7 protein-coding genes are annotated in these 11,658 nt (G+C 64.0%); 3 read left to right on the forward strand and 4 right to left on the reverse strand.

What is annotated here, in order from left to right:
* Positions 1-19: 19 nt before the first annotated feature.
* From P6U29_RS28295 to P6U29_RS28305, 3 genes are read right to left on the reverse strand one after another with little or no spacing between them, the layout of a single operon-like run.
* Positions 20-3,400 carry an error-prone DNA polymerase gene (locus P6U29_RS28295; protein ID WP_407113518.1) on the reverse strand — a complete coding sequence of 1,127 codons (3,381 nt, stop codon included), beginning with the start codon at positions 3,398-3,400 and terminating at the stop codon, positions 20-22.
* Complete coding sequence (locus P6U29_RS28300) at positions 3,397-5,046, reverse strand: Y-family DNA polymerase (protein WP_407113519.1); 1,650 nt, start codon at positions 5,044-5,046, stop codon at positions 3,397-3,399. The genes P6U29_RS28295 and P6U29_RS28300 overlap by 4 nt, the downstream gene beginning before the upstream one ends.
* Positions 4,943-5,731, reverse strand: a complete 789-nt coding sequence (locus tag P6U29_RS28305) for an ImuA family protein (protein ID WP_407113521.1) — start codon at positions 5,729-5,731, stop codon at positions 4,943-4,945. Before P6U29_RS28305 ends, P6U29_RS28300 begins: the two co-directional genes overlap by 104 nt.
* Positions 5,732-5,892: 161 nt before the next feature.
* On the opposite strand from P6U29_RS28305, the gene P6U29_RS28310 reads away from it, so the two are divergent.
* From P6U29_RS28310 to P6U29_RS28320, 3 genes are all read left to right on the forward strand, one after another.
* Positions 5,893-7,128 carry a putative DNA modification/repair radical SAM protein gene (locus P6U29_RS28310; RefSeq protein ID WP_407113523.1) on the forward strand — a complete coding sequence of 412 codons (1,236 nt, stop codon included), beginning with the start codon at positions 5,893-5,895 and terminating at the stop codon, positions 7,126-7,128.
* On the forward strand, positions 7,128-8,570 hold the full coding sequence (locus P6U29_RS28315; protein WP_407113525.1) for a UdgX family uracil-DNA binding protein: 1,443 nt from the start codon (positions 7,128-7,130) through the stop codon (positions 8,568-8,570). Before P6U29_RS28310 ends, P6U29_RS28315 begins: the two co-directional genes overlap by 1 nt.
* A gap of 98 nt (positions 8,571-8,668) precedes the next feature.
* A complete protein-coding gene (locus tag P6U29_RS28320; protein WP_407113527.1) occupies positions 8,669-10,297 on the forward strand; it encodes an inorganic phosphate transporter in 1,629 nt (542 codons plus the stop codon).
* Positions 10,298-10,468: 171 nt separating this feature from the next.
* Here the strand turns inward: P6U29_RS28320 and P6U29_RS28325 are convergent, their stop codons facing one another.
* On the reverse strand, positions 10,469-11,641 hold the full coding sequence (locus tag P6U29_RS28325) for a M20 aminoacylase family protein (protein ID WP_407113529.1): 1,173 nt from the start codon (positions 11,639-11,641) through the stop codon (positions 10,469-10,471).
* Positions 11,642-11,658: the final 17 nt, after the last annotated feature.

Here is an 11,658-nt window from a genome sequence, read left to right on the forward strand (position 1 = left end):
GTAGCCCGCGTTACAACGCTCAATGAAAATCCCGCGACGGCGGCAGGATGCGGACGTTGCGGGGGTGGCGGACTTTTTGCGCCGGCATGTCTGCGAGCGCGCGAGGGTCTTCGTTGAGCGGTTCGACCACAGTGGCGCCTGCCGGTACCGGATGCTTGCGGCTAAGCGCATCATTGGCCAATCCGACCAGATCGTGCGAACGGTCGACCATGCGCTGGGCGATGAGATGCGTCACCTTTTCGGGGCTGCTCTGGATGTAGCCCTCGACCAGGATGAGGCGCGCGCCCATCACCTCCTTGCGATACTGCTCCATGATCTTGGGCCACACCACGACATTGGCGATGCCGGTTTCGTCCTCCAGCGTCATGAACACGACGCCGCTGGCGCTGCCCGGCCGCTGCCGCACCAGGACCACGCCGGCGCAGCGGACGCGGCGCCGCTCGTTCTCATGGCTGATGTCCTTGCAGGCGACGACGCGCTCACGCGTAAACATTTCGCGGAGGAACTCCATCGGATGGCCCTTCAGCGACAGACGGATGGTCTGGTAGTCCGCGACCACCTGCTCGGCGCGCGGCATCGCCGGCAGCGGTCTTGCGCCTTCGTCCGGCTGCTCGCGCGCGGTCGCCGCCTCGAACAGCGGCAGCGGCACGTCGTCGGGCAGCCGCCGCACCTGCCATAGCGCCTCGCGGCGGTCGAGCCCGAGCGAGCGGAAAGCGTCGGCATCCGCCAGCAGGATCAGCGCGCGCTTGGGCAGGCCGGTGTCGCGGGCGAAATCTTCCAGCGAGGTGAAGGGACGGCGGTTGCGAGCGGCAATGATAAGGTCGGCCCAATCTTTCTGGGAGACATATTCCTTGCTTTGCCGCTTTGCCTGCTCCTTTTTCAGGAACTCCTCATCAGGATCAAGCCAGTGGAAACCGTCGATCTGGCGGAAGCCGAGGCGTACGGCGCAATATTTTCCGCTTCCCTGCTCCAGCGTGCTCTGCGCGAAACTATAGGACACGTCGATGTCGCGGACGTCGACGCCGTTCTTGAGGGCATCGCCGACGATCTGCGCCGGCGCATAAAATCCCATCGGCTGCGAGTTCAATAGACCGCAGCAGAAAGCATCGGGATGATGATATTTCAGCCATGACGAGATGTAGACGAGCTGCGCGAAACTCGCCGCATGGCTCTCGGGAAAACCGTAGGAGCCGAAACCCTTGATCTGATCAAAGCAGCTTCTGGCGAATTGAGGATCGTAGCCACGCCGGATCATGTTGCCGATCAGCTTCTCCTCGTATTGGCCGATGGTGCCGACATTGCGGAAGGTCGCCATCGAGCGGCGCAGGCCGTTGGCTTCCTCGGACGTAAAATGTGCGGCCTCGATCGCAATGCGCATCGCCTGCTCCTGGAACAGCGGGACGCCGAGCGTCTTGTGCAGCACCTTATAGAGTTCGTCCTTGTCGCCGTGATCCGGTGACGGCGACGGGTAGCTCACCTGCTCAAGTCCGTTTCGCCGCCTTAAGTAAGGATGCACCATGTCGCCCTGGATCGGCCCGGGGCGCACGATCGCGACTTCGATGACGAGATCGTAGAAGGTCCGCGGCCTCAGGCGCGGCAGCATGTTCATCTGCGCGCGGCTCTCGACCTGGAACACGCCGAGCGATTCCCCGCGGCACAGCATGTCGTAAACCCTGGGATCGTCTTGCGGGACACTCGCCAGCACAAGACGCTCGCCCTTATGCTGATCGATCAGATCAAAACACTTGCGGATGCAGGTCAGCATGCCCAGTGCGAGGACATCGACCTTCATCATGCTGAGCGCATCGACGTCGTCCTTGTCCCATTCGATGAAGGTGCGGTCGTCCATCGCGGCGTTGCCGATCGGCACATAGGTGTCGAGCCGGTCCTGGGTGAGCACGTAGCCGCCGACATGCTGGGAGAGATGGCGCGGAAATTCGATCAGCTCGGTCGCAAGCTCGACCGCAAGGTTGATCATGGGATTGCTGGGATCGAGCCCGGCCTGCCTGACCTGCATGTCGTTGAGACCCTTGCCCCAGCTGCCCCAGACGGTGTCGGCGAGCGCGGCGGTGACGTCCTCGGTCAGGCCGAGCGCCTTGCCGACGTCGCGGATGGCACTGCGCGGGCGGTAATGGATGACGGTGGCGATGATCGCGGCGCGGTGACGGCCATAGCGGCGGTAGACATATTGCATCACCTCCTCGCGCCGCGAATGCTCGAAATCGACGTCGATGTCGGGCGGCTCCAGCCGCTCCTTGGAGATGAAGCGCTCGAACAGAAGATCGACCTTGGTCGGGTCGACCGAGGTGATGCCGAGCACGTAGCAGACGGCAGAATTCGCCGCCGAGCCCCGCCCCTGGCACAAAATGTTCTGGCTGCGCACGTAATGCACGATGTCGTGCACGGTGAGGAAGTAATGCGCGTATTTCAGCTCGGCGATCAGCGCGAGTTCTTTCTTCAAGGTGGCGCGCAGCTTGTCGTCGATGTTGTCGATACCGCCAAAATATTTGTCGACGCCCGCCCAGGTCAAATCCTCCAGATGCCCCTGCGCGGTCTTTCCCGGCGGCACCGGTTCGTCCGGGTATTGATATTTGAGCTGGTCGAGCGAGAAGTCGATCCTGTCCGCAAAGCGCATGGTCTCCGCGATGGCGTCGGGGAAATCGCGGAACAGCCGCGCCATCTCGCGTGGCGTTTTCAGGAATCGCTCGGCATTGGCCTCGAGCTTCCGCCCGACCGCCTCGATCGTGGTCTTCTCTCGGATGCAGGTCAGCACGTCCTGAAGCGGCCGGCGGCCGGGATCGTGATAGAGCACCTCGTTGGTCGCGAGCAGCGGCACCTTTGCTTTTGCGGCGAGATCGTCGAGCCGCGCCAGGCGCCGCCGGTCGTCGCCGCGATAGAGCAGGCTCGCCGCCAGCCACACGCCCTCGGCGCGACTGTCCTTGAGCTTTGCGAGAACATCCAGCGCCTGCGCCGACTCGAAGCGATGCGGCAGCGTCAGGGCCAGGAGCTGGCCTTCCGAAAATTCAAGGAGATCGGCGAAGGTGAGATGGCACTCGCCCTTCTCGATCCGCGTGATGTCGTCGCCGCGCTTGCCCCGGGTGAGAAGCTGGCACAGCCGGCCATAGGCGGCGCGGTCGCGCGGATAAACAAGAATGTCGGGCGTACCGTCGATGAAGACGATGCGCGCGCCGATCAGCAGTTTCGGCTTGTGCAGCACTTCGTCATTGTCGAGTTCCTTGTAGGCCCGCACCACGCCGGCGAGTGTATTGTGATCGGCGATGCCGATCACCGGAATTCCCAAAGCGCTGGCTTGATGCACATAGGCGCGCGGATCCGAGGCGCCGCGCAGGAAGGAGAAATTGGTGGTGATGCCGATCTCGGCATAGCTAAGCGTATTCATGCGAAGAGACCATGCACATACCAGCCGGGAGAAGCGGGCTTGCCGTCGCCGTCGAACACTTCTCCCTCGTAAAGACCATCGCGAAAGATCCAGAAACGCAGGCCCTCGGCATCCTCGATGCGGAAATAATCCCGCGTCAGCTGCTTGCCGTCCTGCCGCCACCATTCCATCGCGACGCGCTCGGGTCCCTCCACCCGCACCACCGCATGCAGCGCACGCCGCCAGGTGAATTGGTGTGGCGGACCATCAGGCACGGTCGCGAACGGCACCTTGATCGGCTCCGGCTTGTCGAACAGCCTTAAGGGACGCAGCGGCGGCTCGCTCTCGGTGCGCGCCGGCCATTCGGCTTGCATGGCAGAAGTGAGATGATGCTGCGCCGATGCAACCAGCACCGCGCTTTCGGGGATATGGGTGTCCTGCGGCAGGTGCACGACGACACGCTTGCCGCCGATGCGCGCGGCGATGCGGTCGATCAGCGCAGCAAGCTCGTCATTGTCGTGAACATGAGCGTCGAGATCGCGCTGCTCCTGCACCACGATCTCGGTGCGGCTCGCCGACAGCCGCACCATGTCGAAGCCGAAACCGGGATCGAGGGGATCGGCGAGCGCATCGAGGCGCTCGCGGAACAGGCGGTCGATCACGGCGCTTCGCGTCACCGGACGTCCGGTCTCGACGGTGATCGCGCGCACCACGCCGTCGGTGCGGAAGAAGGTGGCCTCCAGCCGCCGCGCGCCCTTGCCCTGCTTCTCCATGGACACAATCAACGTGTCGGCAAGCCGCGACAGCGTCATCGCAATCATCGTGTCGGTCGCGATCGGCTCGGCAAAGCGCTTCTCGACGATGTAATCGGGCAGCGGTTTGCGTGGATTGATCGGCGCATCGCCCTGCCCGAGCGCATGCGCGAGTAGCGTGGAGAACCGCGCACCGAACCGCGCCGTGATCTCGTTCGGCGTACGCGAAGCGACATCGCCGATGGTCTTCAGGCCGGCGCGGCGCAGGCCGGTGGTGATGGCCTCGTCCGCGCCGAGCGCGGACACCGGCAGCCCGCTGATCGCCTCTGCCTCTCCGCCATCTGCAACGATGGTGCCGGATACCTGCCGCGTCAGCGTGCGCGCGCAGACCGAGGTGCCGGCAATCGCTGCACTGACGGCAAAGCCTTGCCGGTCGAGCGCGCGGACCAGCGTCTTCAGCAGCGCCACTTCGCCGCCGAACAGATGCGCACAGCCGGTGATATCGAGGAACAGCCCGTGCGGCGCATCGAGTGCTACCAGCGGCGTGAAGCGGTCGCACCAGTCGGCGATATCGCTGAGCGTCTTCGCATCAGCGACGGTATCGGCATCGAACACTTTCAGATCCGGACACATCGCCCGCGCATTCGCGAGCGGCTGGCCGATATGCAGACCCAGACGAGACGCCGCATCGTCCAGCGCATGGATCACCAGCGCGTTGTTGTCCTTGATGACGACGACGCTTGGCTCGTCTTTTTGTTTTGACGCGTTTTCTTCACGCGAACCGGTACCCACTTCGCTAAACGCTTTGGCCTTATGCAGTCCGGCGCTGCCAAGAAACCGCTGGATCCGGTCGATGGGCAGGCGCGGCAGCCACAGGCTGAGAATACGTCGACGGTTCACTGAACTGGCACTCATCACAATTCCATTCCATGATCCACCGGCCGCAGGGGCCATGACGATTGCGCAAGAGCTCGGCATCGAAGCGCGGCGCGCCCCAGACACTCCAGGCTGCACCCGGCGGCGAATGCGCCGCGCGCAGCATCCATCGCGTCTCCGCGGTCGAAGGCAGCGGCTGCGCGGCCATGCGCAACAAGAGGCCGGTAACGCCCGAGCCTTGCGCAGCCAGCGTCAGCTTGCGGCTCGCCACGAGATCGAACTGCCTGATCTCGCCCCAGAGCTCGAGCACGACGGCCCCTAGCGCATCGCAGGCAAGCGCATCGGCCGAAGTGCGCAGCGCGCTCTCGACATCGGCAGCGCGCACCATCACCACGCGGCGCGGGTCGAGCCCGAGCTCGGCGAGGCCGCTCATCGACAGCGCGCCGGTTTCGATTTCCGAAAAATCCTGCCGCACCCACAACAGCGGCCGACGTGCGCAGACGCGCCCAGCAAGCCCCATGACGAAGCCGGTGGCGGCCGCGCCCTGGCGCCCCTCACAAAACACCTCGTGGATTGCCGCGCACGCGAGCCCGCCCTTCAGCGCAGCGTCGGCCTCGCTATGGCCGAGCGCGACGCGCTCATGCTGATGCGCGACCTCCGCGGTCTCGATGCGCTCGATCTGGCCGCGCAAGATCGCAAGCGCGCTTCCACGTGCGCCGCTCATGCTCGCCGCTCCTTCAGAGATTGATGCCGTGGTCCTCAAAAGAAGAACCAACGGCTGGCTCATTTGTTCATGATATGTTCTAATATAAAGCTAACGGCGGCCAGAGAGTCAATCGAATTGCGCGCTCAGGGATTCATAAGCCGAATCAAAGGGATTCCAGGATGGACGTACAACGCAAGCTGGCGATTCTGGCGGATGCCGCCAAATACGACGCGTCCTGCGCCTCCAGCGGCACGGAGAAGCGGGATTCCAGCGACGGCAAGGGCATGGGCTCGACCGCGCCAAGCATGGGCATCTGCCATTCCTATGCGCCGGACGGACGCTGCATCTCGTTGCTCAAGGTGCTGCTGACCAACGCCTGCAATTACGATTGTCTCTATTGCGTCAACCGCGCCTCCTCCAACGTGCCGCGCGCCCGCTTCACCATCGAGGAGGTGGTCAAGCTCACGCTCGACTTCTACCGGCGCAATTACATCGAGGGCCTGTTTCTCTCCTCCGGCATCATCCGCAGCCCCGACTACACGATGGAGCAAGTGGTGAGTGTCGCGCGAAAACTGCGCGAGGAGCATCACTTCCGCGGCTACATTCACCTGAAGACCATTCCCGAAGCCGACGACGCGCTGATCGCGGAGGCCGGCAAATATGCCGATCGCCTCTCCATCAACATCGAGATGCCTGAGGAAACGAGCCTGCAGCAATTCGCGCCGGAGAAGGACGTCCGCGCGATCCGCCGCACCATGGGCCGGCTGCGGCTGAAGCTCGACGAGGCCGAGGACAGCCGCAGCACAAAAACGAAGGCAAAGCCGCAGCGCTTCGCGCCGGCCGGCCAGAGCACGCAGATGATCGTCGGCGCAGATAGCGCCTCCGATCACACCATTCTTCACACCAGTGCCAATCTCTACGGCGCCTACCGGCTGCGGCGCGTCTACTACTCCGCCTTCAGCCCGATCCCCGATGCGAGCCGCGCCCTGCCCCTTCGCGCGCCGCCCTTGCTGCGCGAGCACCGGCTCTACCAGGCCGACTGGCTGATGCGGTTCTACGGCTTCGACGTCGGCGAGATCGTCGAAGACAGCGCGATGCTGCCGCTCGACATCGATCCCAAGCTCGCCTGGGCGCTGCGCCATCGCGACCGCTTCCCCCTCGACGTCAACCGCGCCAGCCGCGAGGAGCTGCTGCGCGTGCCAGGCTTCGGCACCAAGGCGGTCGAACGCATCATCGCAACGCGGCGCACCACCACGATCCGCCTCGCCGATCTTGCGCGGCTGCACGTGCCGCGCAACAAGGCGCTGCCGTTCATCGTCCTCAGCGATCACCGCCCCTCACCGCATCTTCTCGATGCTGCCGGGCTGATCGAACGTTTCAAGCCGAAAACAACGCAACTGGGATTTGGCTTCTGATGCAGTACATCACCCTCGACACCGAAACCGATTTCGACGGCTGGCGCAAAGCCGCGCGTACGCTCGTACTACATCATGTGGAGCCGCGCGATATCACCTGGGCCGTGCGAGGCGGCGAAGCAGACTTATTCGCGCCACCCGCGCCGTCTCCGATCCTCGAGGTGAACGACGGCAGCTTCAACGTATCAGCAAAATTCGTCGAGCTCGCCAAGGCCGCAATCCTGCACCGCGATCCCCAACGCTTTGCCATCCTTTATCGCCTGCTGTTCCGGCTGAAGGACAACCACGACCTCATCGAAGTCGCAACCGACCCTGATGTCGCGCAGATCACGGCCATGGCAAGAGCGGTCTATCGCGACGAGCACAAGATGCACGCCTTCGTCCGCTTCCGCGAGATCGGCCGGGAACGCCAGGCGCATTACGTCGCATGGTTCGAGCCGGAGCATCACATCGTCGAGCTCGCGGCGCCGTTCTTCGCCAAGCGCTTTGCCGACATGCCCTGGTCGATCCTGACGCCCGATCTGTGCGCGCATTGGGACGGCCACGCGCTCTCGTTCACGCCGGGTGTCAGCAAGAGTGAGGCACCGGGCGAAGACCGGCTGGAGGAAACCTGGCGGCGCTATTACGCCAGCATCTTCAATCCGGCCCGGCTAAAAGTGAAGGCGATGCAGGCCGAGATGCCGAAGAAATATTGGAGGAACCTGCCCGAGGCTTCGATCATTAAGCCCTTGATCGAGGACGCCGAACGCATGACCGGTGCCATGATCGCCAATGCCGCAACCGATCCGCGCAAGCCTCAGAAGCGGCCGGAGGCTCCGATGAAACGCAAGCCAGCTGCCGACGATCTCGAAACACTCCGCGAGGAGGCCGCGCAATGCCGCGCCTGCCACCTCTACAAGGACGCGACCCAGACCGTGTTCGGCGAAGGCCCGAAGAATGCCAACGTCATGCTGGTCGGCGAGCAGCCCGGCGACAAGGAAGACCTCGCCGGTCATCCCTTCGTCGGTCCGGCCGGCCAGATGCTCGACCGCGCACTGGAGGAGGCCGGCGTCGACCGCAAGAAGGTCTATGTCACCAATGCCGTGAAGCACTTCAAATTCGTGCCGCGTGGAAAAATCCGCCTGCACCAGAAGCCGAACACACCTGAGATCCGGGCGTGCCGGCAATGGTATGAGCGGGAAGTTTCGGCAATCCAGCCGGATCTCATCGTGGCGATGGGCGCCACCGCCGCGCAAAGCGTGTTCGGCAAGATCACCCCGATCGGCAAGAACCGCGGCCGGCTCATAGATCTTCCCGACGGACGCAAAGCGCTCGTGACGGTGCATCCGTCCTATCTGCTGCGGCTGCCCGATCCGGAATCCAAGGTGCTGGAGTATCAGCGCTTTGTCGAGGATTTGAAGATCGCTGCCGGCTTGCAGAAGAAAGCCGCACGGGCTGCCTGAGTACCGGCAGGAAAACGGCTTTCACGCTTCGGTTGTCATCCAGCCTTCAAATCCATCGCGGACAATCCCCTCAACCGAAAGTTAAGGGGCGTCCAGACATGACCGATGTTGCATTCGATCGCGCGGTAGCAGATCCCGCGCCCGTCCAGCCGGCCTCGCGACCCAATCTCGACAAGGGCTTCAATCCGCTGACGATGATCCTGTTCTTCGGCATCCTCGCCGCGGGACTGCTGTTCGTCGCCTACAGCATCTATGTCGACGTTAGCGCCACCGGCACGCGGGTGACGACCTATCTGCCCTACATCCTCCTGTTCATTGCGCTGCTGATCGCGCTCAGCTTCGAGTTCGTCAACGGCTTCCACGATACCGCCAATGCGGTGGCGACCGTGATCTACACCCATTCGCTGCCGGCTGAAGTCGCGGTGATGTGGTCGGGCTTCTTCAACTTCCTCGGCGTGCTGCTGTCCTCCGGCGCGGTCGCCTTCGGTATCGTCTCGCTGCTCCCGGTCGAGCTGATCCTCCAGGTCGGCTCCAGCGCCGGCTTCGCGATGGTGTTCGCGCTGCTGATCGCCGCGATCCTGTGGAATCTCGGCACCTGGTTCTTCGGCCTGCCCGCCTCCTCCTCGCACACGCTGATCGGCTCGATCATTGGCGTCGGCGTCGCAAACGCCGTCATGCGCGGCCGCGACGGCACCTCGGGCGTGGACTGGACCAAGGCGACCGAAATCGGCTACGCGCTGCTGCTGTCGCCCCTGTTCGGCTTCATCTGCGCCGCCACGCTGTTGCTGCTGCTCAAATTCATCGTGCGTAACCCGGCGCTCTATTCCGCGCCCGAAGGCAACAAGGCGCCGCCGCTCTGGATCCGCGGCCTGCTGATCGCAACCTGCACCGGCGTCAGCTTCGCGCACGGCTCGAACGACGGCCAGAAGGGCATGGGCCTGATCATGCTGATCCTGATCGGCACCGTGCCGACGGCCTATGCGCTCAACCGCGCGCTGCCGGAATCCCAGGTCGCCCAGTTCCAGAAAACTTCCGAGGCCGCATCCAAGGTGATCTCGGCGAAAGGCGCCGGCCACAGCATCATCGGCGATCCCCGTCCCGCAGTGACGCAGTACATCACGCTGCGCCACATCAACGAGGGCACCTATCCCTCGCTCGCCGTGCTGGTGAAGGACGTCGGCGATCAGGTCGCCAAATACGGCACACTGAGCAAGGTGCCGGCGGAAGCCGTCGGCAACACCCGCAACGACATGTACATGACCTCGGAAGCGATCCGGTTCCTGATGAAGGACAAGGAGAACGATCTCAACAAGGAGGAGATCGCGACCCTGAACGCCTACAAGGGCTCGCTCGATGCCGCCACGAAGTTCATCCCGAACTGGGTGAAGATCGCAGTCGCCATCGCGCTCGGCCTCGGCACCATGATCGGCTGGAAGCGCATCGTGATCACGGTCGGTGAGAAGATCGGCAAATCCCATCTCACCTATGCGCAAGGCGCCTCGGCCGAGCTCGTTGCCGCCGCCACGATCGGCGCCGCCGACGTGTTCGGCCTGCCGGTCTCCACCACGCATGTGCTGTCGTCGGGCGTCGCCGGCACCATGGCCGCGAACGGTTCGGGCCTGCAATGGTCGACCATCCGCAACCTGCTGATGGCCTGGGTGCTGACGCTGCCCTGCGCGATCATGCTCTCGGCCACGCTCTATGTGATCTTCTCGCGGATGTTCTGAGCAGACCGATAACTCTAAAGCGTATGGCCGGGCTTGCGCCCGGCCATTTGCATTCAGCTTGTCATTCCGGGGCGGCTCGAAGAGCCGAACTCCGGTGCGCAATTGCGCACCGGAGAAGCTCGAGATTCCGGGTCTGGTCCTGCGGACCATCCCGGAATGACGACGCGGGCCTTAAGACGCAGCCAGCTGCTCCTCGACCAGCTTCACCCAGTAGGACGTGCCGTAGACGATCGCCTCGTCGTTGAAATTGTAGGCGGGGTGATGCAAGCCGGCGCTGTCGCCATTGCCGCAGAAGATGAAGGCGCCGGGTCGCGCCTCCAGCATGTAGGCGAAATCCTCGCCGCCCATCAGCGGCGCCATCTCGTGCACATTGGCCTCGCCCGCAACCTGCGTGGCAATGCGCCGCGCCACCTCGGTCTCCGCCGCATGATTGTTCACGACGGGATAATTGCGCTTGTAGTGCAGGTCGATCTTGGCGCCGGTGATCTGTGCGACGCCGGCCACGACTTCATGCACGCGCTTCTCGACCAACTTGCGCACCTCCGGCGACAGCGTGCGGACGGTGCCTCTCAGCGTCGCGGTCTGCGGAATGACGTTGCGGGCGTTGCCGGCGTGGAATTCGCAGATCGAGATCACCGCCGATTCAAGGGGGTCGACGCTGCGCGCGACGATCGACTGCAGCGCCGTGATCACCTGCGCACCGACCAGCACGGAATCGACGCATTTGTGCGGACGCGCGGCGTGGCCGCCGACGCCCTCGATCATGATGTCGACCTCGTCGGTCGCCGCCATGATCGGACCCGGCCGGATCGCAAACGAGCCGATCGGGATGCCCGGACCGTTGTGCATGCCGTAGACCTGCTCGATGCCGAACCGCTCCATCAGGCCGTCGTTGACCATGGCCGCGCCGCCGGCGCCCCCCTCCTCGGCCGGCTGGAAGATCACCACGGCATCGCCGGCAAAATTGCGGGTCTCGGCGAGATAGCGGGCGGCCCCCAGCAGCATCGCGGTGTGGCCGTCATGGCCGCAGGCGTGCATCTTGCCGGGGGTCTTGGAGGCGTAAGGCAGATTGGTCTGCTCCTCAACCGGCAGCGCGTCCATGTCGGCACGCATGCCGATCACCTTGAGCCCCTCGCCGGCCGGCTTGTTGCCCTTGATCACACCGACTACGCCGGTTTGGCCGAGGCCGGTCACGACCTCGTCGCAGCCGAACTCTCGCAAGCGGTCCGCGACGAATGCTGCAGTGCGGTGGACGTCATACAGCAGCTCGGGATGCTCATGGATGTCCCGGCGCCAGGCCTGAATATCGGGTTGGAGGTCGGCGACACGGTTCACGATGGGCATGGAGGGTCTCAAGCCTT

It is taken from the genome of Bradyrhizobium sp. LMG 9283, assembly GCF_045571415.1.
Taxonomy (GTDB): domain Bacteria; phylum Pseudomonadota; class Alphaproteobacteria; order Rhizobiales; family Xanthobacteraceae; genus Bradyrhizobium.